Genomic DNA, 26,641 nt, shown 5'->3' on the forward strand with positions numbered 1-26,641 from the left:
AGTTAGTAAATCAAGAAGGAGAATACGAGATGGAAATATACATAGAGCAACTAAAGAAACAAGATGTTAAGGATTTATTTACGTTTGAACTTACGAATAAATCTTTTTTTGAAACAATGGTACCAAATCGTGGCTCGAAATATTTTGAATTTGAATATTTCCAAAAACTACTAGACGATTTATTAATAGAACAAGCGGATGGAGATTCTTATTTTTATTTAATTCGTAATGAAGAAAAAGAAATTGTAGGGCGAATCAATTTAGTAGATATAGATACGGAAACTCGAATTAGTTCACTAGGGTATCGGGTCGGAGAAAAATTTACTAAAAAAGGAGTTGCAACAGCAGCCGTAAAATTAATTTTAGATGTAGCGAAAAATAATGAAATTACTGACATTTATGCTAAAACAACGACTAATAATCTCGCATCACAAATTGTACTAGAAAAAAGCGGATTTTCTTCTTATCAAAACGAATCAGATACAACATCTGTAGAATTAAATGGAGAACATGTGAAGTTTGTACATTATATTTGGAGAAATACTTCGCGCTTATAATAAGGAGGACTTATTCATGAATGATTTGCGTTATCCAATTGGCCAATTTACATACAAACGTCCTATAACGGAAGAAATGATTGATACATGGATTCAAGAAATTGAAGATTTACCTCATGAACTAACAAAGGCAATTAAAGATTTAGATCAGAAGCAGTTAGATACACCATATCGCGTTGGAGGTTGGACTGTACGCCAAGTAGTTCATCACGTCGTTGATAGCCATATGAATAGCTACATACGCTTTAAATTAGCACTGACAGAAAAGAATCCAACTATTAAGCCGTATAAAGAAGAGAAGTGGGCAGAGTTACCCGATTCAAAATTACCGGTAGATGTTTCACTAGTAATGCTAGATTCATTACATAAAAGATGGGTTAACCTTTTATATTCTCTAGAAATTGAAGATTTAGAAAAGACATTTAACCATCCTGAAACTGGTGAAACAAAACTTGCTGTTGCAATAGGACTATACGCATGGCATGGTCGTCATCATACCGCTCATATTACTTCTTTAAGAAAGCGTCTAAATTGGTAACATGGATATTATATTAGAGAAGGCGACAGAAACTGATGTAGAAGTTATATTTCAAATGCAAATAGACTCATTTAGCCCTTTATTACATAAATATAAAGACTATGAAACAAATCCAGCAAATGAAACTATCGAAAAAACTATTTGTAGAATAAATCAAGTAAACGGTGGCTTCTATAAAATAATAGTGGATATGAATCTTGTTGGAGCGATATGCATTTCACAAAAAGAAACACCCTCTAAATTTTGGATCAGTCCAATGTTTATTCATCCGGGTTATCAAGGAAAAGGAATTGCTCAAAAGGTGATTACATTAATTGAGGAAATGTTTCCTGAAGCAACGAGCTGGGAACTTGCTACTATTTTAGAAGAAGAGAAAAATTGTTTTTTGTATGAAAAGATGGAGTATAAAAGAACAGAAGTTATAAAGAAATTAAATGATAAAACTACACTTATTTATTACAAAAAAGAAAGGTAAAGCATATAAAACACGCTTTACCTTTTTATGTTATTTTAGATTAAATATACAAAAATGATGTATTTTCTTCCAAAATACTCGGGTTAGTAATTTCTGAAATGAATAAAAATACAAGAAACCACTACTTTGTCGTATATGTCACTAACGCTTTTTGAATGCTTAAAATACTATCGTCACCTTTAAATTCTTTCGTAATTGGATCCTCCATACTAGACACCCAAATTTTAAGTTCTGCATCTAAATCAAAATGCCCAGCCGTTTCGATGCTATATTGTGTAATACTTTTATAAGGAATAGAATGGTATTCTGTTTTTTTGCCGGTTACTCCTTGTTTATCTACTAAAATAAGTCGACGATTTGTAAATACGATTAGATCACGAATTAATTTATAAGCATGCTCTACTTTTTCATCGTCTAGCATAATCTTCTCTAAATCACGTTCTACACTTTCAGAACTCGTATTTGATGCATTTCCTAAAATACCGCTAAATAAACCCATATTAAATTCCTCCTTTAATATATGTGGAATGAATTACTTATATTGTAACATGTTACTCACAAAGATATTATGACATTACTTTAGTAGTTTCTGGTTATTGTTGTAATTAGTTTATATAACCTCATCTTAAAATCTTGTGCTAATATGAAATTAAGAAAAAAGAAGCAGAGGGATATAACATGAAGAATATCGGTTTAGTATTAGAGGGCGGAGGAATGAAAGGTTTATATACTGCAGGTGTACTCGAATATTTCATGGAAAAGAACTTATTCTTTCCGTATGTAGTCGGCGTATCAGCTGGAGCCTGTATGGGGGCAACCTATTTGTCACGTCAAAAAGGGAGAAATAAGAAAGTAAATACAGAACTAGTATCAGATTACAGGTATATATCTTATCGAAATTTAATTCGAAAACGTGAATTATTTGGGATGGACTTTTTATTTGATGAAGTACCTAATAAAATTGTCCCGTTTGATTTTCAAACTTTCTTAAACTGTAATGAACAATTTGTTATAGGGACGACTGATTGCGAATCAGGACGAGCTGTTTATTATAATAAAATAGAACATGGAAATGATATTTTAAAAATCATCCGTGCATCTAGCTCAGTTCCGTTTATAGCACCTGCTGTAGAATACGATAATCGTAAGTTGTTAGATGGAGGAATTATAGATCCTATTCCAGTTCTAAAAGCTCAAACTGATGGTTATGAAAAGAATGTAGTTATCATGACAAAACCAGAAGGATACGAAAAGCAGCGGAATAAATTTTCTAGACTGGCTAAAATTTTATATAGAAAATATCCGAATATCGCAGAATCTTTAGTAGAACATTATCGTTTTTATAATGAGACGATATCTTATATGAATCAAATAGAACAAAAAGACAACTTTTATGTCATTCAGCCTAGCGTACAGCTTCCAATAAGCGGAATAGAAAGAAATAAAGAGAAACTTGTTAATTTATATAACCTTGGCTATATAGATGCTCAATATCATTATGAAAACGTATTAAATTGGATAGAGAAATAAAGGAGGAGAAAGTTGAAGTTAGGAAAAAGGGTTATTTTTAATGAATTGCAGAAAATGCCTAGTCCGCTGTACAAACCGTTTCCTTATCGCGCTACAGCAAAATTGCAGCGAAACTTAGAAAGTAGATTTACCGAAGATAATTGTATAAACGCTGATTTTAATCATCATTGGATGCATACAGCAGCTACTTTAAATTCTGTACTAAATGGAAACGAACAGAACATTACGTTTCAACAAATAAAGTGGTTAAGAAAATCGTTTTTTGAGTGGTTTCCGCAATATCGTTTTCTAGAAACAGAAATTGTGAATTATCCCATTTTGTATAGAGATTTCATAAGTTATGAGAAGACCAGGAAGCTATTACTTTATTACCTTACTGAATAAAAGCGAAAACGTACAGGTTACATTACTTGTACGTTTTTTGTTCATAAAACATTCAATATTAACAATTAGTTTATATAGGAATTCTAATGAGAAGAAAGAAGTACATATAATAGAATGATACAGGGGAGGAGAGAGGAATAGCTGTTTTGCTTTAAGTTATTGTCCAACTCGAATACAGTTAGTTATTTATGTTAAAATATTTCGAGTGAAATCAAGCTTTTAAGGATTTCATTGAACATTAAACAAAACAAGTTAGCAACGTAGAAGGGATAACATTAACATGAAAAACGTATCAAATATAGATAAAGTAGAATCAATAAAATCTTTACAGTCAACAATTAGTAAACTTGAAAATGCCTTATCACAGATGACTCAAAAAGGATCAAATACTACTTTAGTGAAAAAAAGACTCAAAGCAGCTAGTATCGGCTTAGCTATGTTAGAAAGTGTTTGGAAGCAAGAAACTCATCATTATACTCAGGAAGATTTAGCAGAAGCTCGTAATGTTCTGATTGGTTTGCTTCCATCAATTGAAAAGATTTACGTTAAGTCAAAGCTTGGGAGTCCTCAAAGAACGCTTTTAGAAAGAAGAATAAAATCGTTTGAACTTTCTATTCAAGCAATAGACAATTATTCTAGTAAATAACTTATTTAAAGAGTCTTATTACAAAAGTGTAGCAAGACTCTTATATCATTCTATCAAAATTAAATATCCTTACTGCCACATTGCAGCAAAGGCAAAACATCTTGATCTACCTCATAATTATTCTCAAACTTCACATCTTCAAGAACATTTCATTGTCTTTAATAAAAATCCATGCATTAAGTAATCTTCAATCGCAAAAACACTCAATTATTTAATTTACGAAAATGGAATACCGCCATGTATTGCTGTAGATCATGTTAATCAGCTAGAAGAACTAACTTTTGAAAACGATATTCCTCGCATTGAAAATCAAATTTCATCTATAAATTCTAATGCAACTCAACTTCACTTTTATATGGTAGCAGGACAACTTGAAAACAAACCTCTTTTAACGGCCAATAATCACTTGTATAGAGCTTTAAAAGATAAAGGGTACAAAACCACTTATGAAGAGTTTCAAGACGGTCATGATAGCGTGTGAGGGTGAAAAAAGTTATTTGATGGATTGAAAGCTTTGAAATAGATAAAAACCACACTATAAAATAAAAAGGAGAGAAAATCTATGAATCAGGAAGAACTCGATAAAAAATTAAAGAAACAAGAGATTTTAGTAAAAGATGAAAAAGTTTGGTCGTATACGTATGAGGATCATATTAGTTCTATCGTTAAACAAGCAGAACAGAAAGGAGCTTTTGATAATTTACCTGGTAAAGGTAAACCTCTTAATCTCGATAAAGATCTTTCTTACAATCCTGAAAAGCAACTTTATAGAACTTTAGCAAATAATCATATTTTGCCTAGGTGGATTGAGCTTTCAAAAGAAATTGAAGATTTAAAAGAAAGACTAAAAGAAAATACAAATACGGCAGAAGCAGCGGAATTAATTCGAACTATCAATAAAAAGGTTTTAGAGCATAATTTACTTTGTCCGACAAGCGCGCAAAAAATGAGGGTGAAAATGGATTTTTAACGATTTTCAATTAAGCTATCGCTTACTATATAATTAAGTTAGGCATTTTCAATTCGTTACTAAAGGGAGGCAAATGTAGTGAAGAATACGTATCAACTTCAAATTCCGAAAGAACTAGAACAGTATCGTAGTATTTTAGAAGAAAGTGTGAAACCGTATGTTAAAGTGTCTGGAACATTAGCAGAGACAACGCTTTTTGAAAGTAAGTTTGGTGGTTATCCGTATTTACCTATAGATCAAGAGCATCCTAAAGACTCAAATGGACAACCTATGATGCTACTTGCGCAGTTAAACTTTGAAGAAATGCCGCATGTTGAATATATGCCTCAAAAGGGATTGTTACAGTTTTTCGTAAGTCCTGAAGAAGATCTTTTTGGAGCAGATTTTGATCATCCCACAAGCCAAAAAGACTTTCGAATTGTTTATCATTCTACAATCACAGCGGATTTAACTAAGGTGATTACTGATTTTAGTTATTTAAACACTTTACATTTAGAGAATTTTATCATACCCGAAGCAGCAAAACTAAAGTTTGAGTTGGCATATCAACCAGTAACACCAAGAGATTATCGATTTGAAATGATTTTTAGTGATAACATTGATTGGGAAGAGATTGTTGATGAAGAAAATAATATAGAATTAGGCGAACTGTATGATGATTTATGTAAAGATCAAGGACATAAAATTGGTGGATATCCATTTTTCACACAGACAGATCCGAGAGAATGGGAAGAAAAATACCAGCAACATGACATATTATTGCTGCAAATCGATACAGACGATTCATTAAATATTATGTGGGGCGATTCTGGGGTTGCTAATTTCTTTATACGTAAGGAAGAGCTGTTAAATCTAGATTTTTCCAATGTCATTTACAATTGGGATTGTTACTAGAAGATATAAATAAATTAATAGCAAACAAAAAATCTTCCTGAAGGTGAGGAGGATTTTTTATGTTAAAAATAAGCGTTATGTTAACTAGAATAAAAAACAATGAGTGTAATGAAAGGCAAGCCTAAATAACAGAAATAACAACAAATAATGTAAAGTTGTAAAACGTGTGCAAATAGCAATAAGTTCATTAAGTAAAACATAAAATAAAATTACTAATTTATATTTTGTATAGAAATAATTTTTCTGTATAAAAATTTCTTGCCGATCAAAAATGATTTGGATTCGTTAAATCTTAAGCGATTATTGAGTAAGATTTGCTGTGATGAATTTATAACAAATAAAAACGATAAAAACCGAAGAAATTTGTTTAGATAAGATTTCATATGAATCTCACTAAAAATCTCCGTTCCGTCTCATTAAGTATAGTTTACTTGGTTTTTGATACCTGTAATCGCTTTGTCTCTATAACTACCTATAATATATATTATGTTAACTAACTTCAAATTATAAACTTATTATAAATAAGTAAGCTTTTGTGATTAGCCTCCCCTCGTTCTTTTTAATCATTCTGTGTGATGGATTGTTTAGTTGTTTGTTTTATAAGTTGTTGATGAAAATGTCTCCAGATATAAATTATATTTAAGACAATAAAAAATGCAATTCGTTTTAACTGAACGCATTAAACGAATTGCATTGATATGATTACGGATAAGTTCTTAAAATTAGTTTGCTATAGCAATTGCTTCAATTTCAATTAATAAGTTATCGTTAATTAACTTTCTAACTTCGACAGCTGAACTTGCTGGTGGATTCTTAGTATCAACGTATTGATCTCGTATATCTCTAACCATGGCCATTTGAGAAATATCTGTTAGGAAAAATGTTAATTTTACTACATCATTAAATCTTAATTCCGAAGTTTCTAATGCACTTTTAATATTTTCGAAAACTTGTCGCGTTTGTGTAGCTAAATCACCAATGCCAACTATTTGACCATCAGTGTTAATCGCTACTTGTCCAGATATGTAAATTGTTCGTTTAGCGTTACTAACTTCCACTACATGTGAATATCCAAAAGTTGGTGGCATCGTTTCTGGATTGATAAATTTCTTTTGCAAGGTGTCTCTCTCCTTTTTTATCAAGAAAATTGTAAAATCTATGTATTTACTATATTCAATCAATAAAATTAAGAATCCTTTATGATTTAAAAATAAAAAACCTTAGAATAGCTATCTTCATACCTATTCTAAGGTTTTTTAGGATTTTATATTTAGTTATCCCTAGTGGACATTGTTAAATTAATCTTTTCATAATCTCTTTTAAATTGATTATCATTTTTTAGCCAACGTTTGAAAGCCGATTCACTTATTTCTAAATTTGAACAAGTTGTAGCATTACATTTATTTTTCATATATTCTTCAAGGAAATTTTGTTTTCTTTGTTTAACGGCAGTTTGAGTTTGTTTTAATTTTCGATCTTGTAATTGATCTAAACTCAGACTTTCTCTCTGAAACACTTCATATTTTCTATGCAAATAAATATCTTTGTCTTTATAAATCCAATTTGAAAATAGTTGTATTGATTTTCTTCCAGATAAAATAACGCGATAATGTTTGTTTTGATTTAGTAAATCGGCTCGTAAATTGCGATTTTGAAGAATTTGATGTAAAGAATTCATAAAGTTATATGATCCACCTACGAAATTAACTGTATAAGTTTCATACTTGACGTAACCATCCCCATCAAAATACCCACGAACAAAATGATGCAAATATTCTTCTGGTACAAAAGGAAATTCGATGTTAAATGATTTACATGGCATAATTCCGTGTATGTTCATAAGGTCGTCTTTTATTGTTTTGCTATTAATATTTAGCATGTATACGCTTGTTTTTTTGTTTTGATAAAGTGGCTGGTTTGTTTTTAGTTCTTTTTTTATATTTTCTAAAATATAACTTTCTTTTTGAGATATACTGACACATTGATTTTCTTTCTGTATAACACCATCTGCTGCTATAAACCCTAAAATATAAGCCATATTGTTTGACCACGTTTTAAAGTAATCTTCTGTTATGTCATACTTTCTCTTCCAACTCCCTATAGCGCGCCTTGGTACGTTATTGTCTGATAAAACCATACGAATATACCTTGCAGACACATTAGCAAGCACAGCGATTTCTGAGGTGCTCTTCCCTTCAGTATACAAATGCATGATTTCAGATTTTGATAGTTTACATTTTGATTTCTTTTTTCGCTCTATGTGCACTTATATCCTCTCCTTCCTTTCTTTTATTAGAGACATATTTTCTTCTATAACATACAAAGAAACATATGTTCTTTGTTGCGTATAAGAAGGAATTTACTAAATAAAAACAATTTACATGTACTTAATATTTGTCTTAGCTGCTGCTGTGCGATTTGTACTTTATAGATACAAATAATGAATTTGACGGATTTATGAAATACAAGGCATTTTAGATGAAAGGTAAAATAATATAGTTTAAACTACAAATAGCTACAATAACAACATACGTAAATTGTTAATCGTAAAAAGGAGAACGAATGAATAAGAAATATACAAATCAAATTCATACTGATATGAGTTTTAAACCGAAAGATATTATAAGTTTAATGACGGATTACTTTAAAATAAAATCAAAGCTGCGTCCTATAAAAGGTTTGCCTATCGTTTTATCAAATAAAGATAATGAACCGTTAGAGAGTGTTACATGGTTTGGCCATTCTGCTTCTCTTTTGAAAATAGAAGGTAAAAAACTGTTATTAGACCCTATGTTTGGAGATGCCTCTTCCCCATTTCCTTTGTTTAATAGTAAACGCTATAGTGGTGTTTTTTCTTTAGAACGTGATGACCTTCAAGAAATTGATGCGATTATCATTTCTCATAATCACTATGATCATTTGAATTACAAAAGTATTATGCAGTTAAAAGATCGCGCAAAGCACTTTTATGTTCCAACTGGAGTTGCACAATATCTTATTAAATGGGGTGTTTCGCCTAGTAAAATTAGTGAGCATAATTGGTGGGACGAAATTACGTTTGATAATATTAAGTTAGTATGTGCGCCTGCAAGGCATTTCTCTGGACGAAGTATGACAGATAGAGATTGTTCATTATGGTGTTCATGGCTTATCCTTGGTCAAGAGACTAAAATTTTCTTTAGTGGCGATAGCGGTTATGCCCCTCACTTTAAGGAAATTGGTGATAAATATGGTCCATTCGATCTTACATTGATGGAATGCGGACAATATGATCCGAGGTGGTCTGCGATTCATATGTTGCCTGAAGAAACTGTACAAGCTCATATTGATGTACAAGGAGAATTACTTCTTCCGATTCATTGGGGTGCTTTTACATTAGCATTACACGAATGGAGTGATCCGATAGAGCGTGTTACGAAAGAAGCTAACCGTTTAGAAGTTAAAATTACAACGCCCCAAATTGGCGAATCTATTACGTTAAAATCTACAAACTATCCTTCAACAGCTTGGTGGAGAGAAATTTAATTATAAATAGAAAAAGAGCGAACTCTCTTATAAGGAATTCGCTCTTTTTCTGTATTTAAACTTATTTCACTATATTTGATTTCCCGCTATCTAAAATTCTATTTGCTGGTACACTGGACATTTCAATCACTGTATTCATACTTTTATCAGTTAGTTCAATGAGTTCGTTTTCGTGATTGATTTTCTGTAAATCCCACACCATTCCATGGAACTCGTTATGCTGTCCACTTACCTTTACAATACTTTTCGTTTTATTTGTAGGTTGTATTTGAAGGTTTGTAAATAGGTTACCACTAATTTCATTTGGCGTTGTTACATTACTATCCATAAAAATCATATTTACACAATCTTCGAGAGAGAAGTTCATAAAACGGTTGGCATTTATCCATGCATGTCCAGATTGTGGTTTCTTTGCTACTAATTTCACCCCAGTTTCCATGCCTACAACTTTTATATTTTCAAAATTAATAAATGAAATTTCATTTTCCTTCCCACCAGAATACAAAGAAATGCCGGTACCTTTATTCGTTTCTGTCCAATTGATAATATTTATATCTTTTATTTGTGTTTTGTGCCAAGTGTTATAATACTTATTTTTTCCGTCTAAATATATAACTTCAGAATTAAATTTAGGATCATCTATAGCTATATAAGCTCCTTCAATAGAAGCGTTTTTTTCTAATTCTAGAACTCTAAAATTACCTTCAACAACAAATTGTGTTCCATAACCAAATAATAACTTTACACCCTGTTTCACTACGATTGGTGACGTAATTTTATACTTCTTATCATCAAGCAATACTGTTTTAATTTTACTAGATTCTGCTTTATTAATAGCAGATTGTATTTTGTTTGAATCATTTTTACCTTTAAAGTCTTCTACATACACCTTATCATTTTTAGCTAAACCTTCTTTTTTGTTGTATTGATAAAAAGCAATAGTAATTAAAACGATACCTATGAGTAAAATAATTATTTTCTTCATCACACTCATCCTCATATAAATTTTCTCCTTAGCTACTCTTCGAATAATCTATGGCTTTTATATTTAGGTGATAATTATTTTGCTGTGTATGATAGATTACGATTCTTACTTTTTATAATGGAATTATATTATCTATAGAGTTGTCCTGCTTAGCTAATTCTTTATTCCTATAATCTATTAATTTATGATTAGATAAAATAAAATTATGCTCTAATATTAATTCATTGTGGAGCACTTCAACTAAAAATTTAGGTATCATCTCTCCTACACCGTAATTATAGTCACTAAGAATCCAAGAAACCTCTTTCCAATCTAAAATTCCTTCTGCGACTTTTTTTGGAGTGTGATATGTAAATTCATGAAGTAACTCTACTAGATAAACATAAATACCGCCAGAATATGAAGAATCCTCCCATTTAATAATGCCTTTAAATTGAATTTGGTCATACGTAACTTTTATATTAGTCTCTTCCTTTATTTCACGAATCGCATTTTCTAAAGGTGTTTCTCCCTTTTCTATCTTTCCTCCTACCCCATTCCATAATCCTTTTACCGGATCATATTCTCTATTTAACATAAGTATCTCTTCATTTCTTTTTATAAAACATAAAGTGTGCTTGTACATAATGTGATTCCTTCCTCCGTTTTTAATAAGCTCTTACTGGAGATATAAGATGGATTGCTGCAGATTGCTCTCCTGCTTCAATCAATATCGGTCTCATAGAACCGCCAAAGCTTAAAGTAATCGTTTCTTCTTTTATTGCTCTTAAAGCATCAACCATAAAACGCCCATCGAAAGATATATTTAATTGTTTTTCACCTTGAATCGCATCTATTTGTTGCGTTTCGGATATTTGCCCAATTTGAGAAGCGTTTGAAGAAATTTTAATTGTAGATTCGTTTATGATTTCTAAGTTAACATTGTTATTGGCCCATTCACTTGCTAATAAACTTGATCGGTCTACACCTTGTAATATCTTTTTTCTATCTATGTTAATAATCGTTTTAAAGTCATTTGGAATAAGGTTAGAAATATTAGGATATTTCCCTTCAATTAGTCTTGAATATAATGTAGTTGTTCCAAGCGTAAATATAATATGACTCTCTGAAAGGTAAATATATACGAATTCCGAATTGCTGTTCATTAATTTTAGAAGTTCACTAATGGTTGCGCTTGGTACAATACAATTTGCTTTTACATCTGAGGAAAGTCGCGTTTCACGTATCGCTAGTCTATGTGAGTCAGTTGCAGCACAAATAAACTTATTATTAGATAACTCTATATGCACCCCAGTAAGAACAGGTCTAGATTCATTTTTCGCTACCGCAAAGACTGTTTGTTTAAATACTTCAATCAATTGCTCAGTCTCTACCTTGATTTCTGCATGATTGTCTATAAGCGGTACATTCGGAAACTCATCTGCAGGAAATCCATTTAAACTTAATGTGATTTCTTCTGATTGTATCTTAATAATTTGCTCATTCTTACTTTTTATTGCTATATCACTTGGCATTTTCTTTATTATTTCAATGAAATACTTTGCAGGTACAACAATAGTTCCTGCCTTTAAAATAGTTGCAATTTTTTCGTCTTCAATTGAAACAGGAATGAATTTTTCAATAAAAATATTCGAGTTACTTGCAATTAAAGTAATTCCAGATTGATCTGCAGTTATTTTTATACCAGATAATATAGGAATTAAAGATTTTGTTGATATCGCTTTGTTAACTTCTGAAAGTGCTTGAGTAAATTGTTTGTGATTAACGATGAACTCCATGTTTTCCCCGCCTTACATGAGATAATATTTTTATGAAGATTGATGAACGATTGTTCCGTTAAAAAAATAAGGTACTGTTTCTTTCTTTTGTAATAAATCTAGTAAATGTTCTGGTATGCGTAAATACGGTGCTGCTATATGTAATTCCATCCAAGTAATCTCTTCGATTTCTTTTGGTCTTGATATATATGTCTCCCCGCCGATTATTTCGCCTAGAAAATTAAAGAAAATTGCATGATGATCTCTTTCCTCGAAAAAGGCTTCGCTGATAGAACAAATCCCTTTTACGTTTATATGTAACCCTGTTTCTTCTTTTACTTCCCGAATTACTCCTTCTTCTAAGGTTTCTCCTAATTTAACTGCGCCACCCGGTAATGTATAATAAGAACCATTTTCCCCTTTGTTTTTTACCATTAAGATCTTTTCATTAGTTTTATCGTACAAAATCGCGTATGTAACATTAACTTTTTTCATATGTACCTCCTCTATTTTTAATAAAAGGAATTTTCTGTCTTCTATCCATTCTACCATTAACTCCTTTTAATATATATAAGTTAGTTAAGTCTTGCCTTTACCGCTATTGGTGGAGTTAATAAGAATGGGCCACTGATATATAAAGAAAGAACGTATCTTAGGAAGATTATCCAAAGAACGTTCTTGAAGTTTTAGCATGAAAATTGATTAAATTAAAACTAAAATTAATAATAACCTCGCCTTGATTACATTTGTATTCCAAATACTAATGTTAACAAATTCTATATACTTTTTAGCCGTTTTTCTAAATAATAATGATTATGTCCTTTCGGATGATCTTCACTTACTCCAATTACTTTATATCCATGTTTCTTATAAAAATCAGGAGCTTGGAAACTAAAGGTATTTAAATTAATTAACCTACACCCTTTTTCAATTGCAAATTCTTCAATAAGCTTTATTAACTTGTTTCCGTAACCTTCATGCCTATATTCTTCAGAAACCGATAGAAAGTCAACGTGTACATGGTGCCAAAAAATTATTGCTGTTACCCCACCTACGATTTCTTCTTTTTCATTTCTTACTATGAAACTAACCTTTTCTGAAGGTGTTTTTTCTTCATCTGCGAGATATTTTTGATTATATTCAATTACTTTCTCTCTTATGTAATCACTATCTTCTTGTACCCACTGCTGTACTATTTTCATTTTAAGTGTCACGCTCCTTTTTACTTATCTATTCAATTTTATAATGATATTGTCCTGTCTTTAATGAGTTAGTAAAGAAGCAAAGTTAATGGAATAAAAAAGAGCCCTAACATGAGGACTCTTTTTAAAATTAAGCAACTTTCCGATGTAAATGTTTTAGTTCCTTTTTCTTTTCTGCAGTTGGTGGACGGATTAATATTGAAATAATGAAGGAAATAACACTTAAAACACCGATTATAATGAAAGTTGGTTGAAATCCCCCGAGTATCGCTCCAATAAATGATCCTGCAAGCGCACCAAATCCGAAACCTTGGTAGACAATGCCGTAATTTGTACTATGGTTTTTTAATCCAAAGAAATCTCCGACAATAGCTGGGAATATAGTTATATTACCACCGAAGCAAAAGGCGACACTTGCTACACAAGCAAAATAGATTCCGTAATTTAGCGGAATAAAACTTAAAGTAAAGACTGACAATCCTATAATAATAAACGTTGCAGAGACAATTTTCATTCGGCCGATTTTATCTGATAACGTCCCAAGAATGATTCTACCTACTGTATTAAAGATTGCAATCATAGCAACGGCGTTTGCAGCGGTTGCTGCGCTAAGTCCAACGAGTTGTACGCCGATATCTTTTACCATACTTATTAAATACAAACCACCCATACACGAGGTGAATAACATAAAAAATAGGAGATATACTTGTTTCGTTCGCATCATTTCACGCGGAGTATAGTCATTGTGTAATGTTTCAGTTACAGCATTACTTACAATTACCTCACGTAAGAAGAACGATCCGATTAACACTAAAAGTAACACGATAATACCCCAATATAAGAATGCTTGTGATACACCAAGGTTATCGATAAGATTTCCGTTTATATATCTAAAGATTAAGCTGCCCATTCCATACGCTGATACAGATATACCTGAAATAAGCCCTTTCCGATTTGGAAACCATTTAATTAAATTAGATAGTGATGTAATATAAGCTGTTCCATCCGCATAACCAACAACGACACCAGCTAATAAATATAATAGTGGTAAAGAAGAAACTTGTGAACTAAGTATTAAGCCGAGTCCTAAAACAATTCCTGCAGTAGCAATAAGTTTTCGAAGTCCTAATTTTTTCTGCAACTTTGCTGCAAATAAAGTTGAGAATGATAAAGAAAAACTTGTTATGGAGAAAGTTATCGCTACTGAATTAAGATTCCATCCAAACTTACTTACAAGGGGTTGATTAAATAAACTCCATGTATAAATTGTTCCAAGGCCAATTTGAACAATGATTGTACCTAGAACAATTAGTAACGGATTTATAGAACTTTGTTTCATACTAACTTGTCCCCTTCTTTTATCTTGACATGAATTTTCACAGTTAGTATATCCATCATAAATTACAAGATACTGTACGGAAAATGGTAATTAAGTTCATATACACAAAAAGACACTTCATAAAGAAGTGCCTTTTGCAGGTTATATCAGATATTTCTAAAGAAAGCTTTGTTAAGATAAGACATTTTCAAATGCTTATGTATATATGTTATCAAATAATTTCTTAAATGTTATGAGACTTAAGACGTATTTTTCATTCATCATATAGTCGGATGAAAAATTAATATTCGATTTCATCAAAATCTTTCGGCTGCGGTACAGTTTGCATATTAGCTGCATCTTTAGGATCGCTATAAATTGCATTTTGCTCTGTATTTACATCTTTTATATTTTGCTTTTTATTTTTGTTCACTTTATCTTTCACTTTCAATCACCCCTTTTTGTTATAGGAGTAATTATGCCCTAATACGGTTACTAAATGTATCAGCGACTAAATTACTAAATTCACGTAAATAATATAAGTAATTATCACCGCCGTAGTTATATCTTTTATTATACATTTTTGCAACAACTACATTATATTCAGGTATTACTAAAATAGTCGGTCCAGTAATCCCTAATATTTGATACGACCCTTTTGGAATACGTTCACCAAGTTCGCTTAATTGTGCAGGCTCATTTTGGATGAACCAAAACACCCCATTTTGTGGTAGCTCTTTGTTTATAAATGTTGGACTCTGCAAACTCGTAGCAATTTTTATAACTTCTTTTGGAACGATTTGTTTATCATGTATCATGCCTTGATTTAGATGAAGATTGCCCCACTGCGCAAATTCTCTAGCTGAGACAAATAGATTTTTTTCAGTACCATCATTTACTGTACCAATTCCACTTATCGGGTCTTCATTTGGATTATTAATAATTTCAACCAAATTTTCATCTTGCTGTATTCTCCATCCTGTTTCTTGAAATTTAGCAGGTTTAAAAACACGCTCTTTTAACAATTCAGGAAAACTTTTGTTATATAGCTGATAAATAAGAAGTGTCATCATTCTTACATTAATATCTCTATACGCCCATGATTGTCCCGGTTCAAATTCACGAAAAATTGTCCCGTCATTCGTTTCTTCTAATCCGTGCGAATGTGTTACTAAATGTCTTATCGTCGTTTTACCAAGCAATACAGGATCAAAGTCTTTAAAATATTTTATCGCTTCATCATCAATAGAGTTTATTTTCCCCTCATAAAGCGCATACGCTATTATTAATCCTAAATAACTTTTTCTAGCAGAAGCAACGTTAAATTGTGAAGGTGCTGTTACTTTCTTGCTTGTAGATGTATTTGAGTGATAACCACTATAATGCTCTAGCACGATTTTATTATCTTTTATAATACAAAGTGCTGCAGCAGAACTTTGATTTTTTTCTTTTATATTTTCTACCCAAGAAATCAACTTTTCGTATGTATACAAATAAATCCCCCTTAACACTAATACAAAATTACAGCATGAAAGAAAAGTATAAACAGTATTTACACCTTTCTTTCATATAAAATATTAATGATGTACTATATTTAAATAATCCACCAGTTCCAGCAATTAAAGCAACCAAAACAACCAGCGCAACCTACGCAACGTCCACCACAGCCACCACATCTACCGCCGCCACAACCGCCACAGCGTCCACCACAACCTCCGCATCCTCCGCAACGACGTGCATCGTCTTGAATGTAGTAGTATGGATATTGACTTTGTTGTTGATCCCAATACACAACATTACCAGTTTGATAATCATTAAGATTTAATGTTTGTAGTTCATGTTGAAACTGATTCATTAAGAACCCCTCCATTTATAAATATAAATTCCGCCCAAATATTAAAGTTAATAAATTCTTGTGAACAAAGTAGAAACAAGACTATAGACTAAATGCGTACATCAACAAAATATGAACTTACACTAGGTGATGTACCTTGTTTTTCAGCCTATTTTCTTTATATTCATTCGATGGACGTAGTTACTATAAATAAAGTGATTTAAAAATTACTAATCCAACAATTTAGTAGTTCATCACTTAACTTTCTTTCTAGTAATTCCTTCACTAAAGGCATTGGCATGATTTCATAATGATTTATGGCTTCTTTATTACAATCTATCCATTGAAATGCTAAATGAGACTCGCTAGATTTCGGTGGTAAGTCCGTATGTAAATCTTGTGACTCTACTTCAAAAATGTGGTTAATTTCATGATGAAGCACTTCTTTATCTTGCCATTGATTTTCTATGACTCCTAAAAATTGTTGTATACTACAGTTTACTCCAAGTTCTTCTCTTAACTCTCTTATTAATGCATTCTCTGCTGATTCTCCAATTTCAACATGGCCACCAGGTAAAAAATAATGATGGCCAATATATTCAGCAACTAATAATTTTTCATCTTTTATCATGACTGCTCGTACAATATGATGTAATTTACTTTTCAATTGATATTCCTCCTAGTTATTCAATGTATAGTTGCTCAAAATAGTCATTTAGTATTGGTATAATATAAATCATAGGTGTTTCATACGGATGAATATCATTAATAACTTCAAGAGCATCTTTTACAAGTTCTCGTTTACACTTTATTTCAACTTTACATTCTTGCCCTTCGCATATTCGACCAATTTCTCCATTAAAAGGAGATGCCTCGTCTAACGGTCTCCAATATCCTTTCACTGAACTATAGGAAAGACAATGGTCATATTCGCCCGTTTTACATGCTCCAATTTTATTTAATTCATCCCTTAATGTTTCAATATATTCTTCAGGAATGAACACTTCAATTTTCACTTCAGTAAATTGCATATTTCATTTCACGCCTTTACTTCCTAATAGTTAAACAAATAAACGATATACTTGCTCGCCATCATACTCCTGTTCTAATGATTTGAAACTGTATCGTTCATATAGTTTCTTTGCAGAGATATTATCTTTATGTACGGTTAATCTAATTTCTTTACACGATTTAAAAGTATTTTTTATTATATTAATACTTTCTTGTAATGCTGCTTTTGATCAATAATAAATCCGTTAATCCAATACATATCTGATGTCTCTCTTACAACTGCATGCATTACAAAACCAACCATAAGGTCACCAACGTATATAGAGAATGGTATGTACTCTACATTGTCACCATCTGGTTTTATATATACTTTAGCAAGCGAAACTGCTACGGATGGAACAAATTTCAACTGATTTTCTTTAACTTGTAGCTTTAATGCTTCTTCCCAATTTTCTCTCGTAACAACCTTTAACTGGACATTCAATATTGTACGCTCCTTTATCTAGAGGGATGTATTTTTATATTCAACGCATTGAAATAATTCCCTTTTTCGACAACAACTTATAACATGATTTTTATAAAATCTTGAATGAATTTTTGTTCATCTATTTCTAATGCTATATGGGCCCCTTCAGGTATAGAGCTAGGGCGGAAATCAGCAAATGTTTGTCCTTTCGTACCTCCGTATGTATCTACATTTACTGTACGATGCACAAATTCAAAAAAACTTGGATTTACTAATCCACTTATTGCAACCACATCATGTAGCAAAGGTCCTTCGATAGATGGATTAAGTTTTTGGTATGCAGATAAATAGTAGTCATACATTGGTTTCATTATCATATGAAATGGATTCTTTGTATTAGCTTGAATATAGCTAAATACATTTGGTGTTAACACAGCTTTGTTTGTTACATTTAAAGGGAATATTAATAAATTCTTTGCTTGATGGAAAACAATTTTACTTGCTATCGGATCTCCATACACATTTGCCTCTGCTAACGGCGTAACGTTTCCTACTTCTAAAAAAACACCACCCATGAAATATATTGCTTTTACATTTAGCATTAAATCATTCCATAAATTAAAAGCAATTGCTAACGAGGTAGATCTTCCTACATCAACAATCGTTAAATCTTTTCCGTACTTTACAAGAATCGCAGCGATACTACCAAAATTGTATATTGGAATAGATAATACGCTTTCTGGAACATGGATGGGCCCTAATCCTTCTGCTCCGTGAATTTCAGGGTAGTACGTAGTAATTTCTTCTGTAAGTGGTTTTGTTGCACCACTAATGACAGGAATGTCTTGTCTATTTGCTAACTGTAAAATATACGCTGCATTATGTGCAGCATGTATATGCTCAACATTTCCGTATCCAGTTACAATACCTACAATTTCAATTTCGGGATGCAGTAAACCATACATAATGGCAAATGAGTCATCAATACCTGGGTCTCCGAAAAATAATACTTTTTCCAAGAAATACTCTCCCCTCATAAAAACATAGAGTCATCAATAACTATGTATATGAAAAAAGCAAGTATATCTATGCGAATTTTAGAATGGATAATGTTCTACAAAATATTAAAAAGGAACTAGCGTATGCTAATTCCTTTCTTAAGTAACCATTCTCAAATTTAATTAATTATCGTATCCTTCATAAATTGCATCATTTATTTGATTTTGTATTTTTTTATCATCAGGTACAGGTTTCCACCAATTTCCTGTAATAAATAACATAGTTAATAAATTATAACTATCACTAAAATAGCTTTCTCTCTTATTCTTCATCCAATCCCAACCGCTATTTACCCACTTTTGATTATTGCTACTCGTTATACTTGCAGCAATAAACGGTGAAACAAATACAGCAGTTGAATAACTACCAATATTAGATCCATTTAATTGATAACCATCCACAATTTTAGAAGGATTTCCATTCGTTTTATTTTGAATCCATGAAGAGACTTTATCAGAAATGACTTTACTTCTTTTCTCGCCGTACATCGCATAGTCCATTACAATTCTCAATGGTACCCGACTAGCATTGTAATAATATGCATTTGTATATTCTGACTCCTCTAAGAAGTCTTTAGGTGCGGGTTGTGGTGGGTTTTTTACAACGAAATCTGAAATAAGTCCTGTATTTGGAGAGTACTTATTACTAAATTGCGTATAAACATCGTACAAATTATTAATAACAGTAAGCCAAGTTTTATCACCTGTAAATTCATAAAATGCTCTGAGGTGTGAAATCATCCAATCAGATGGTCTCGTATCAAGTGAACTTTTAGAATCCCAATCTCCTAAATTTAGTCGGTTATTATTTGTAACATTACTAGCTTTAATACCTTTTGTAATCATGTCTTGTGCTTCTTTCAAATAATTAACTGTTCCATTAGATCCCCACTGCTTATGAGCAAGAAGAAGAGAATACGCAATATCTAAATCCCCATCAGTAGCAGAATCAAAATGACCTTGTGCTTTTTTACTATCTGCAACAACCCATCCCATTAAATCAGGATTTTGAGAACTTTTAAAAGTTCTTGCTGTTTTAAATAAACCGTCATAGATTTTTTGAGCATTCGAATCATAACCAGCCATTAATACTGTAATTATCATCCCATACCCTTGACCTTCTGAAGTTCCAAGTGGCTTAAACCCATCCGCATCACCCGTAATCTCTCCTTTTACGTAATAACCACCAGGTAAAGAAGATAAATCATTTTTCAAATATTTCTTTTTCCAATTATCGTAGTAACTTCTTACAGAAGCATTTAAACTTTCCTGTGTAACATGAGTAGGTTTTATAACACCTGCATAATTAACTTGCTGGGGAAATGGTTTCATTTCCTTTGCAGCAGCTACTTGTTGATTAACTACGGGAATAGAATTTTGTACTGAATTGTCCGTTACATTTGCTGCGAAACTAAAACTAGAAAAACTAGCTAGACCGATTCCTATAATAGAAATACATGTGAAAATATTTCTTTTTCCATTCATTATGTTGTCATCTCCTTTTAAAATGCTTACTACATAAAATGTAACATACAATATTTAACTGAAATACAAAATATTATATTTATCAACATAAGAAAGAAACTATATGAAAAAGTATCATAAAATCATTATTGAATTACATTATACGGATTGATTATTTGCTAAATTCCTATGTTTTTCTTTTCTTAATACTGGTATATGAGCAATCACGATACCAAGTATAGTAATCCCTCCGCCAATTATCGAAACTAAAGTTGGCACTTCTCCTAACCATAACCAAGCAATAAAACATGCAGTTACTGGGGTTAAATATCTCATGCTTGTTGCCTCAGCAGCACCAGCATGAGATATGATATAGGCCAATGCGATATATGGGAGTACTGTTGGAAATAAGCCTAAATATAAAACACTCACATTCACTTCAAGAGGAGCTGCTAGTATTTCTTGATACATTCCCGGTAAGAAAATAAGCATACATACAGTACTAGATAAAATTGTATATATGGTAAATGGTAAGAAGCCGTACTTTTTTAAGTAAGAAGTTTGGAAAACAAAATATAGGCTTTCTGAAATTGCTGCAAATAATATAAATAATCCCCCACTATTTAATTGAATACTATCTCCTTGACTAAATGATATGAGAGCAATTCCTATAAAACTAATTACACCACCGATCCAACCATTTAATTTCATTTTTTCGTTTAAAAATATAGAAGCAAGAATTGCCGTTACTATAGGTGTGACCGAAACAATTAAACTTGCAGAACCAGCATTTACTGTTTTTTCGCCGTAGTTTAATGCAATGTGATAAAAAGTGAATCCTAAAGCACCGAACATAAAAATTGCTGGGATATCCTTTAAATCCGGTAGCCGTAACTTGTAGATAAAAGAAAACAACAGAAGTATAAATGAAGCGATTAATAAGCGTAGTAAAGTAAGATGCTCAGGTGTATAAGATTCAAGCCCCATACGAATTGCCGGAAAAGCAGTTCCCCATATAAGAATCGTAAACGCGTGTGCATATATAATGCGTAAATCCCATTTTTTATTATGCATGTTTTCTCTCCCTTTCTAATAAACCAACCATTTTTAAATTACCAATTATTTCTTTTCATCATATTTAATAGTTGATACAATGTCTTCAACCAGTTATTTATCGTAAAAACCAACCACTTGGCATTTTTAAATTGAACGAGGGAGTTTTTTTATGACAACGAATAAAAAACTGCCTAAATATCGGCAGATAGTAGATTATATGAAAGAAAAAATCGAAAACGGAGAATGGCCGATCGGAAGTAAGATCCCTAGTCAAAGGCAGTTAGCAAAATTATTTCATGTAAATCGAAGTACTGTAATAACTGCGCTCGATGAACTTATGGCAGATGGCTTAATTCAAGGGAAAATCGGAGCAGGAACAGTTGTAACAAATAATACATGGTCATTATTAGCGACGAATCCCCCGCCTGATTGGAGTGAATATGTAAAAGTTGGTATTCATAAACCTAGCAAGTTAATGGTACGAGAAATAAATGAAGCAGAAGCAAATAAAACACTTATCCATCTTAGTAAAGGTGAACTTGCACCTCAACTTTTCCCGCTAAAAACGATGCAGTCCATTATGAAAAACGTAAGTGACGAATTAGATTATTTCGGATACGAAGAACAAAAAGGTTTTTTACCGTTACGTGAGGCAATAAGTAAATACGTAAAATCATTCGGAATACATGTATCACCGGGTTCTATATTAATCGTCTCTGGTGCATTACAAGCATTGCAATTAATATCAATTGGTCTTTTGCATAGAGAATCAACTGTTTTACTTGAACAACCTTCTTACTTATATTCACTTCATGTATTTCAATCAGCAAATATAAATTTATCTGGTATAGCTATGGATCATCACGGTATTTTACCTAACGAATTATTAAAACGCATTAAATACAGTCAAAAGAAAAACATTTTATATTCTATTCCTAGTTTTCAAAACCCAACTGGGATATTAATGTCTCAAGAACGAAGAAAAGAAATAATAAAGATATGTGAAAAGGAACAGTTACCTATTATTGAAGATGATATTTATCGTGAGTTATGGATTGATGAACCCCCTCCAGCTCCTTTAAAATCAATAGATAAACATGGACATGTATTATATGTTGGTAGTCTATCTAAAACACTTAGCCCAGGACTTAGAATTGGATGGATTATTGGACCTGAACCAGTTATTGAAAGATTGTCAGATATAAAAATGCAAACAGACTATGGATCGAGTTCGTTATCCCAAAGAGTTGCTGCTGAATGGATAAAAAAAGGTTTTTATGAAGAACATGTTGCAAACGTAAGAATTCAACTAAAAGAACGAAGACAAATCATGATACGGGCTTTAAATAAATATTGTGCAGATGTTGCATCGTGGGATATTCCTAGTGGTGGATTTTTTATATGGCTAAAGGTTGTACATAACATTCCGATGAAAAAACTATTTTCAGAGGCACTATCAAAAGGAATTCTTTTAAATCCAGGACGTATTTATGAAGAAGAATCAGATCAGTACATTCGTTTATCATATGGATATGCTTCTCCAGAACAAATGACTAACGGGGTTAAATTGCTGAGTGAATTAATCCGTAAGCTAATGGCATAATAAAAACTCCTCTTTTTCTATAGAGGAGTTTTTATGTATCTTATTTACCACAACCGCATTTCCTGCCCCAACACAATAAGTCCTTCATAAGGATCTCCTTCAATGTTTAATACTTGAGCAAAAGCAGGTTCTGTTTTTATACCGTTCTCTTTTAAGCGAAGAATTTCTTCCCTTATATGTGAATGCTGCATTAATAGCATGTGCTCTACTATCATATGTCTATATGCATTTTGGTTACGCACTGGCTTAGGCTGAGCAAATAATTCAAATTCAAAACCTTCGAATTCAAAATTTACCTTTATCGATTCAGTACCTTTCATTTTTTTCTTTTTTATATTGAACCCTCTATAAGAACCATATAAAGACCTCATTTCCTGCTCAAAAACATCAAAGTTATGTACTTCCATTACTATATCTAAGTCAGATTGGAGAGTATCAATTCTTATAGGGATTGTCCCGCAAAGAACGGGACTATACAAAGCTAAATCCTCCATTATGTTTAGTTTATTTAAAACATCATATACCTTTTGTTGTTTGTCATTCCCTGATTGTAAATATGTAATAGATGTAAACATGGAAGTCTCTCCTTCATTTCACGTAATACGTGGCTCACTAAAATCAAGAAAAATTTGTCCGTTTAAATTTGTTCTAGGATTACCTTTATTTCAATATATTAAGGCCAACAAACAATATGTTTCAACTTTTCTCCTATACTGCAATACTATAAAAATAAAAAAGGAGGAATTATTATGAGCATTTTTAACATTCTTTTAACCATACACATACTATTTGGAACAATATGCTTAATCACTGGTATTGTAGCGATGGTTGCTCAAAAGAAGAAAGGAAAACATACTGAATGGGGCGAGATATATCATGCATCCTATGTTGTCATTACCCTTACGGCAATAATATTATCCATTATCAACTGGGATAAAATCGCATATTTATTTTATGTAGCAATCTTCTCTTATTCATTTGCAATTTATGGATACCTCGCACGAAAAAAACGTTGGAAAAATTGGCTCCATCACCACATTAGAGGTATGTTAGGTTCTTATATAGGTGCAGTCACCGCACTTTTAGTAAATGTCGGCATCCATATTCCCATTATAAATTTACTTCCGCCAATATGGTTTTGGTTTTTACCCACATTAATTGGTATCCCCCTCGTAGCCAGTGTATCAAAAAAATATAAAAAGCGTAGTTAAAATTAATTACATTTTGATTACTTTCTGATTATTAGAATGAAAAATTATACTCTATATATTACGAATGATATTATGAGCACTCGTCCTATGAACATCTATAATAAAATGCCGCCCAACAGGACGGCTCTTATTTTTACTTTACAAATGTAACATATTCACCAGAAACCCATTGATTTCCACCAACATTATACCAACCATCTTTATATCCAAACGATTGATATTTTGCACCTTGGTACACATTTTTCACAATACCGTAATTTGTTCCTGGTCCGGTACGAACACGCAATACATCCGCTATTATAGTAACTACGCCTACACCATCGTTTGATGATTGTGAAGTTGCGGGTACATTTCCTCCCGTATAACGAATATATGATGGATCGTTATAAATCCACTGATCGCCACCTAAATTTAACCAGCCATTTGATTGCCCAAATACTTTGTAGGACTCTCCTTTCCCTAATTGGCGAATAACACCATATCCAGTACCAGGTCCTTTTCGTAAATTTACATTGCTACCGTTAATATAAGCTACCCCTACACCATCATTCGTTGGAGGAGGAGTCGCTACGTTTTGAGAACCTTTTCCAAAAGTATCCGTTCCATACCCTTTGTAGTTATATTGCAAATGCGGACTATCCACAAATCCTTTCCAGTCACCGCCCCATTCAAAGCCAATTTGTTTAGCATAACGAATTGCTGATGCCCACGGTTCTTTATTATAGCTATTCCAATCTTCTGTACCATTCGACTGAATTGGAACAAAATCTAATGCTTGTCCTACTAAGTGATATGAGCGCATCGTTTGCGATGCTCCTTTACGAACATATTCACGTTGTCGCTCGACCGTACGGATTGTTTCGTAAATTAACACTTCAATACCATTGTCAATGCAGTACTGATACCACTTAAAAGCGGCAGCTTTCGTATTATCCGCTAATTTATTCAGATTACTTACATTTCTATTGTGATATTTCAATATGCAACATCTCCTTTTCTATTATCATATGCAAAATTCGTCTCATGGGTTGTACATATACCTAGAACGATACGAAGTACAAATACATAAGAAGCCAATTCATCTAAAAAGGTTTTCACTTCTAGCTTCAAACTTTGTAAACTGAAATCAAAGCAATAAAAAACCACAACCTAGGTCTTCCAGTTGCGGTTTTTGGTATTTTCTTTTGATATGATACATGCCTTCTTGCATTGATAATCCTAGTATACAGGTTGTGTAAATTTTCCCTTTATGAATAACACTACTTATTCATAATTTTTCAAATCCAATATTGAATGTAAATGATCTGGATAATTGGTAAACATCCCGTCGACTCCCCATGCAAGTAACTTTTTCATATCATTTTCATTATCTACTGTAAATGGATGAACTTCTAATCCACTTTTCTTTATTTTCTTTACATAATCTGAATCGATATATTTGTAATTCATACCAAGACCTATGCAGTACATTTTATACTTTTCTATCTCTAATTTTGTTAATTGAACTGCTTTTTTATAAGGTAATAATTGTACTATGGATATATTACTATTTAAGCTATGAATCTTTTGTAGACTTTCTTCACTAAACGATTGAATAATAACTTTATCCTGTATTTCGTAGTAATTAATAATTTCTAATAATTTTTCTTCCATTCCTAAATATTCATCAGGTGATTTTGTTTCGATATAATAGTTCGCGTTATGCCCAAACGTTTCAATAATTTCTTTTAATGTTGGGACTTTAGCATTTTCAAATTCTTTCTTTGCTAAGTTCGGATATTTTTCATTAAAAAAAGAACCTGCATTTAGTTGCTTTATTTCTTCTAATGTATGCTCTTTCACTAGCCCAGTACCATTTGTTGTACGATTTAAGGTTTCGTCATGCATAGCCACTAAATGTCCATCTTTTGTCATTTGGAGGTCAATTTCTATATAATCTCCATTCATTTGTTGTCCTAATTTATATGCTGCTATTGTATGTTCAGGTGCGTACGCAGAAGCACCTCTATGTGCGATATTTTTTATATGATTTGATTGATTAATAGCTTTAGTATACTTATGTTCATTTATTTTCTGAAAAACAAAGATACTTATTACTATAAAGGCACAAATTATTGTAACAAGATATATCTTTTTCATAACGATTTATAAGCTCCT

General features: G+C 31.9%; 31 protein-coding genes and 2 pseudogenes. 11 read left to right on the forward strand and 22 right to left on the reverse strand.

From position 1 onward, the window contains the following. Window positions 1-29: 29 nt before the first annotated feature. The 3 genes from ASE54_RS13545 to ASE54_RS13555 are packed head-to-tail and all read left to right on the forward strand — an operon-like array spanning window position 30 to window position 1,570. Complete coding sequence (locus ASE54_RS13545) at window positions 30-557, forward strand: GNAT family N-acetyltransferase (protein ID WP_000409250.1); 528 nt, start codon at window positions 30-32, stop codon at window positions 555-557. 16 nt (window positions 558-573) lie between these two features. Beyond that, window positions 574-1,095 carry a YfiT family bacillithiol transferase gene (locus ASE54_RS13550; protein WP_000999062.1) on the forward strand — a complete coding sequence of 174 codons (522 nt, stop codon included), beginning with the start codon at window positions 574-576 and terminating at the stop codon, window positions 1,093-1,095. 1 nt (window position 1,096) lies between these two features. After that, entirely contained in the window at window positions 1,097-1,570 is a 474-nt protein-coding gene (locus ASE54_RS13555; protein ID WP_000351398.1) for a GNAT family N-acetyltransferase, read from the forward strand. Window positions 1,571-1,691: 121 nt separating this feature from the next. Here ASE54_RS13555 and ASE54_RS13560 read toward each other — a convergent pair whose 3' ends face one another. Next, the gene (locus ASE54_RS13560; RefSeq protein ID WP_000522474.1) at window positions 1,692-2,069 is read right to left on the reverse strand and encodes a PH domain-containing protein; all 378 of its coding nucleotides are present in this window, start codon (window positions 2,067-2,069) and stop codon (window positions 1,692-1,694) included. 179 nt (window positions 2,070-2,248) lie between these two features. Between ASE54_RS13560 and ASE54_RS13565 the strand changes: the two genes are divergently transcribed. The 5 genes and pseudogenes from ASE54_RS13565 to ASE54_RS13585 all read left to right on the forward strand — a co-directional run bounded on the left by ASE54_RS13565 (window position 2,249) and on the right by ASE54_RS13585 (window position 5,994). After that, window positions 2,249-3,100, forward strand: a complete 852-nt coding sequence (locus ASE54_RS13565) for a patatin family protein (RefSeq protein ID WP_000789283.1) — start codon at window positions 2,249-2,251, stop codon at window positions 3,098-3,100. A 12-nt stretch (window positions 3,101-3,112) separates the two neighbouring features. Then, on the forward strand, window positions 3,113-3,484 hold the full coding sequence (locus ASE54_RS13570) for a YxiJ-like family protein (RefSeq protein ID WP_000765972.1): 372 nt from the start codon (window positions 3,113-3,115) through the stop codon (window positions 3,482-3,484). A gap of 280 nt (window positions 3,485-3,764) precedes the next feature. After that, window positions 3,765-4,130: a hypothetical protein gene (locus ASE54_RS13575; protein ID WP_000800304.1), complete on the forward strand. Its 366-nt coding sequence runs from the start codon at window positions 3,765-3,767 to the stop codon at window positions 4,128-4,130. Window positions 4,131-4,227: 97 nt separating this feature from the next. Continuing rightward, a pseudogene (locus tag ASE54_RS37550) lies at window positions 4,228-5,100 on the forward strand (DnaJ family domain-containing protein); the annotation flags it as partial. Between the two features lie 78 nt (window positions 5,101-5,178). Next, window positions 5,179-5,994, forward strand: a complete 816-nt coding sequence (locus ASE54_RS13585) for a YwqG family protein (RefSeq protein ID WP_000799798.1) — start codon at window positions 5,179-5,181, stop codon at window positions 5,992-5,994. Window positions 5,995-6,716: 722 nt separating this feature from the next. Here ASE54_RS13585 and ASE54_RS13590 read toward each other — a convergent pair. Next, window positions 6,717-7,112 carry a RidA family protein gene (locus ASE54_RS13590; protein ID WP_001169706.1) on the reverse strand — a complete coding sequence of 132 codons (396 nt, stop codon included), beginning with the start codon at window positions 7,110-7,112 and terminating at the stop codon, window positions 6,717-6,719. 152 nt (window positions 7,113-7,264) lie between these two features. Then, complete coding sequence (locus ASE54_RS13595) at window positions 7,265-8,260, reverse strand: LAGLIDADG family homing endonuclease (RefSeq protein ID WP_000546834.1); 996 nt, start codon at window positions 8,258-8,260, stop codon at window positions 7,265-7,267. Window positions 8,261-8,556: 296 nt separating this feature from the next. On the opposite strand from ASE54_RS13595, the gene ASE54_RS13600 reads away from it, so the two are divergent. Then, complete coding sequence (locus tag ASE54_RS13600) at window positions 8,557-9,519, forward strand: MBL fold metallo-hydrolase (RefSeq protein WP_001037075.1); 963 nt, start codon at window positions 8,557-8,559, stop codon at window positions 9,517-9,519. Window positions 9,520-9,580: 61 nt separating this feature from the next. On the opposite strand, the gene ASE54_RS13605 is transcribed toward ASE54_RS13600, so the two are convergent. From ASE54_RS13605 to ASE54_RS13675, 15 genes and pseudogenes are all read right to left on the reverse strand, one after another. Beyond that, window positions 9,581-10,519 (reverse strand): hypothetical protein, encoded by a 939-nt coding sequence (locus tag ASE54_RS13605; protein WP_001242971.1) that lies wholly within the window; start codon window positions 10,517-10,519, stop codon window positions 9,581-9,583. Between the two features lie 97 nt (window positions 10,520-10,616). Continuing rightward, window positions 10,617-11,129, reverse strand: a complete 513-nt coding sequence (locus ASE54_RS13610) for an 8-oxo-dGTP diphosphatase (RefSeq protein WP_014895268.1) — start codon at window positions 11,127-11,129, stop codon at window positions 10,617-10,619. Window positions 11,130-11,151: 22 nt separating this feature from the next. Next, the gene (dnaN, locus tag ASE54_RS13615; protein ID WP_000394477.1) at window positions 11,152-12,282 is read right to left on the reverse strand and encodes a DNA polymerase III subunit beta; all 1,131 of its coding nucleotides are present in this window, start codon (window positions 12,280-12,282) and stop codon (window positions 11,152-11,154) included. Window positions 12,283-12,312: 30 nt separating this feature from the next. Then, window positions 12,313-12,756, reverse strand: coding sequence for an NUDIX hydrolase (locus ASE54_RS13620; RefSeq protein ID WP_000757612.1), 444 nt, complete (start codon window positions 12,754-12,756; stop codon window positions 12,313-12,315). 281 nt (window positions 12,757-13,037) lie between these two features. After that, window positions 13,038-13,463: a GNAT family N-acetyltransferase gene (locus ASE54_RS13625; protein WP_000706898.1), complete on the reverse strand. Its 426-nt coding sequence runs from the start codon at window positions 13,461-13,463 to the stop codon at window positions 13,038-13,040. Between the two features lie 130 nt (window positions 13,464-13,593). After that, window positions 13,594-14,802, reverse strand: a complete 1,209-nt coding sequence (locus tag ASE54_RS13630; RefSeq protein ID WP_000814380.1) for an OFA family MFS transporter — start codon at window positions 14,800-14,802, stop codon at window positions 13,594-13,596. A 280-nt stretch (window positions 14,803-15,082) separates the two neighbouring features. Further along, window positions 15,083-15,226 carry a hypothetical protein gene (locus tag ASE54_RS36335; RefSeq protein ID WP_000653680.1) on the reverse strand — a complete coding sequence of 48 codons (144 nt, stop codon included), beginning with the start codon at window positions 15,224-15,226 and terminating at the stop codon, window positions 15,083-15,085. A gap of 31 nt (window positions 15,227-15,257) precedes the next feature. After that, window positions 15,258-16,274: a serine hydrolase domain-containing protein gene (locus tag ASE54_RS13640; RefSeq protein WP_000288925.1), complete on the reverse strand. Its 1,017-nt coding sequence runs from the start codon at window positions 16,272-16,274 to the stop codon at window positions 15,258-15,260. Between the two features lie 101 nt (window positions 16,275-16,375). Further along, window positions 16,376-16,636, reverse strand: coding sequence for a heterocycloanthracin/sonorensin family bacteriocin (locus ASE54_RS13645; protein ID WP_001071342.1), 261 nt, complete (start codon window positions 16,634-16,636; stop codon window positions 16,376-16,378). A gap of 199 nt (window positions 16,637-16,835) precedes the next feature. Further along, on the reverse strand, window positions 16,836-17,282 hold the full coding sequence (locus ASE54_RS13650) for an NUDIX domain-containing protein (protein ID WP_000837500.1): 447 nt from the start codon (window positions 17,280-17,282) through the stop codon (window positions 16,836-16,838). A 16-nt stretch (window positions 17,283-17,298) separates the two neighbouring features. Then, window positions 17,299-17,646, reverse strand: coding sequence for a divalent cation tolerance protein CutA (gene cutA / locus ASE54_RS13655; protein WP_001160789.1), 348 nt, complete (start codon window positions 17,644-17,646; stop codon window positions 17,299-17,301). A 30-nt stretch (window positions 17,647-17,676) separates the two neighbouring features. Further along, a pseudogene (locus tag ASE54_RS13660) lies at window positions 17,677-18,110 on the reverse strand (GNAT family N-acetyltransferase). A gap of 77 nt (window positions 18,111-18,187) precedes the next feature. Continuing rightward, the gene (locus tag ASE54_RS13665) at window positions 18,188-19,111 is read right to left on the reverse strand and encodes a nucleoside hydrolase (RefSeq protein ID WP_014895267.1); all 924 of its coding nucleotides are present in this window, start codon (window positions 19,109-19,111) and stop codon (window positions 18,188-18,190) included. A gap of 162 nt (window positions 19,112-19,273) precedes the next feature. Beyond that, on the reverse strand, window positions 19,274-20,635 hold the full coding sequence (locus tag ASE54_RS13670) for a glycosyl hydrolase family 8 (RefSeq protein WP_001013607.1): 1,362 nt from the start codon (window positions 20,633-20,635) through the stop codon (window positions 19,274-19,276). 138 nt (window positions 20,636-20,773) lie between these two features. Next, complete coding sequence (locus ASE54_RS13675; protein ID WP_000551633.1) at window positions 20,774-21,688, reverse strand: DMT family transporter; 915 nt, start codon at window positions 21,686-21,688, stop codon at window positions 20,774-20,776. Between the two features lie 151 nt (window positions 21,689-21,839). Between ASE54_RS13675 and ASE54_RS13680 the strand changes: the two genes are divergently transcribed. Continuing rightward, window positions 21,840-23,273 (forward strand): PLP-dependent aminotransferase family protein, encoded by a 1,434-nt coding sequence (locus ASE54_RS13680; RefSeq protein WP_000210498.1) that lies wholly within the window; start codon window positions 21,840-21,842, stop codon window positions 23,271-23,273. 44 nt (window positions 23,274-23,317) lie between these two features. Here ASE54_RS13680 and ASE54_RS13685 read toward each other — a convergent pair whose 3' ends face one another. Beyond that, window positions 23,318-23,848, reverse strand: a complete 531-nt coding sequence (locus ASE54_RS13685; protein WP_000495185.1) for a DUF4269 domain-containing protein — start codon at window positions 23,846-23,848, stop codon at window positions 23,318-23,320. Between the two features lie 174 nt (window positions 23,849-24,022). On the opposite strand from ASE54_RS13685, the gene ASE54_RS13690 reads away from it, so the two are divergent. Further along, window positions 24,023-24,484, forward strand: a complete 462-nt coding sequence (locus ASE54_RS13690; RefSeq protein WP_000021744.1) for a DUF2306 domain-containing protein — start codon at window positions 24,023-24,025, stop codon at window positions 24,482-24,484. A 133-nt stretch (window positions 24,485-24,617) separates the two neighbouring features. On the opposite strand, the gene ASE54_RS13695 is transcribed toward ASE54_RS13690, so the two are convergent. The 3 genes from ASE54_RS13695 to ASE54_RS13700 form a co-directional block, all read right to left on the reverse strand. Then, window positions 24,618-25,463 (reverse strand): M15 family metallopeptidase, encoded by an 846-nt coding sequence (locus tag ASE54_RS13695; RefSeq protein ID WP_000873744.1) that lies wholly within the window; start codon window positions 25,461-25,463, stop codon window positions 24,618-24,620. Beyond that, the gene (locus ASE54_RS36340; RefSeq protein ID WP_000232343.1) at window positions 25,460-25,630 is read right to left on the reverse strand and encodes a hypothetical protein; all 171 of its coding nucleotides are present in this window, start codon (window positions 25,628-25,630) and stop codon (window positions 25,460-25,462) included. The genes ASE54_RS13695 and ASE54_RS36340 overlap by 4 nt, the downstream gene beginning before the upstream one ends. Window positions 25,631-25,747: 117 nt before the next feature. Next, window positions 25,748-26,623: a glycerophosphodiester phosphodiesterase gene (locus tag ASE54_RS13700; protein ID WP_000725655.1), complete on the reverse strand. Its 876-nt coding sequence runs from the start codon at window positions 26,621-26,623 to the stop codon at window positions 25,748-25,750. Window positions 26,624-26,641: the final 18 nt, after the last annotated feature.

Origin of the sequence: Bacillus sp. Root131 (genome assembly GCF_001429475.1) — a bacterium.
GTDB classification, from domain to species: domain Bacteria; phylum Bacillota; class Bacilli; order Bacillales; family Bacillaceae_G; genus Bacillus_A; species Bacillus_A thuringiensis_S.

Bases quoted from the DNA above. Each gene is read 5' to 3' on its own strand.
- ASE54_RS13545 (WP_000409250.1), top strand. From the start codon at position 30: ATGGAAATATACATAGAGCAACTAAAGAAACAAGATGTTAAGGATTTA.
- ASE54_RS13550 (WP_000999062.1), top strand. From the start codon at position 574: ATGAATGATTTGCGTTATCCAATTGGCCAATTTACATACAAACGTCCT.
- ASE54_RS13555 (WP_000351398.1), top strand. From the start codon at position 1,097: ATGGATATTATATTAGAGAAGGCGACAGAAACTGATGTAGAAGTTATA.
- ASE54_RS13560 (WP_000522474.1), bottom strand. From the start codon at position 2,069: ATGGGTTTATTTAGCGGTATTTTAGGAAATGCATCAAATACGAGTTCT.
- ASE54_RS13565 (WP_000789283.1), top strand. From the start codon at position 2,249: ATGAAGAATATCGGTTTAGTATTAGAGGGCGGAGGAATGAAAGGTTTA.
- ASE54_RS13575 (WP_000800304.1), top strand. From the start codon at position 3,765: ATGAAAAACGTATCAAATATAGATAAAGTAGAATCAATAAAATCTTTA.
- ASE54_RS13600 (WP_001037075.1), top strand. From the start codon at position 8,557: ATGAATAAGAAATATACAAATCAAATTCATACTGATATGAGTTTTAAA.
- ASE54_RS13605 (WP_001242971.1), bottom strand. From the start codon at position 10,519: ATGAGGATGAGTGTGATGAAGAAAATAATTATTTTACTCATAGGTATC.
- ASE54_RS13610 (WP_014895268.1), bottom strand. From the start codon at position 11,129: ATGTACAAGCACACTTTATGTTTTATAAAAAGAAATGAAGAGATACTT.
- dnaN (WP_000394477.1), bottom strand. From the start codon at position 12,282: ATGGAGTTCATCGTTAATCACAAACAATTTACTCAAGCACTTTCAGAA.
- ASE54_RS13620 (WP_000757612.1), bottom strand. From the start codon at position 12,756: ATGAAAAAAGTTAATGTTACATACGCGATTTTGTACGATAAAACTAAT.
- ASE54_RS13625 (WP_000706898.1), bottom strand. From the start codon at position 13,463: ATGAAAATAGTACAGCAGTGGGTACAAGAAGATAGTGATTACATAAGA.
- ASE54_RS13630 (WP_000814380.1), bottom strand. From the start codon at position 14,802: ATGAAACAAAGTTCTATAAATCCGTTACTAATTGTTCTAGGTACAATC.
- ASE54_RS13645 (WP_001071342.1), bottom strand. From the start codon at position 16,636: ATGAATCAGTTTCAACATGAACTACAAACATTAAATCTTAATGATTAT.
- cutA (WP_001160789.1), bottom strand. From the start codon at position 17,646: ATGCAATTTACTGAAGTGAAAATTGAAGTGTTCATTCCTGAAGAATAT.
- ASE54_RS13670 (WP_001013607.1), bottom strand. From the start codon at position 20,635: ATGAATGGAAAAAGAAATATTTTCACATGTATTTCTATTATAGGAATC.
- ASE54_RS13675 (WP_000551633.1), bottom strand. From the start codon at position 21,688: ATGCATAATAAAAAATGGGATTTACGCATTATATATGCACACGCGTTT.
- ASE54_RS13680 (WP_000210498.1), top strand. From the start codon at position 21,840: ATGACAACGAATAAAAAACTGCCTAAATATCGGCAGATAGTAGATTAT.
- ASE54_RS13685 (WP_000495185.1), bottom strand. From the start codon at position 23,848: ATGTTTACATCTATTACATATTTACAATCAGGGAATGACAAACAACAA.
- ASE54_RS13690 (WP_000021744.1), top strand. From the start codon at position 24,023: ATGAGCATTTTTAACATTCTTTTAACCATACACATACTATTTGGAACA.
- ASE54_RS13700 (WP_000725655.1), bottom strand. From the start codon at position 26,623: ATGAAAAAGATATATCTTGTTACAATAATTTGTGCCTTTATAGTAATA.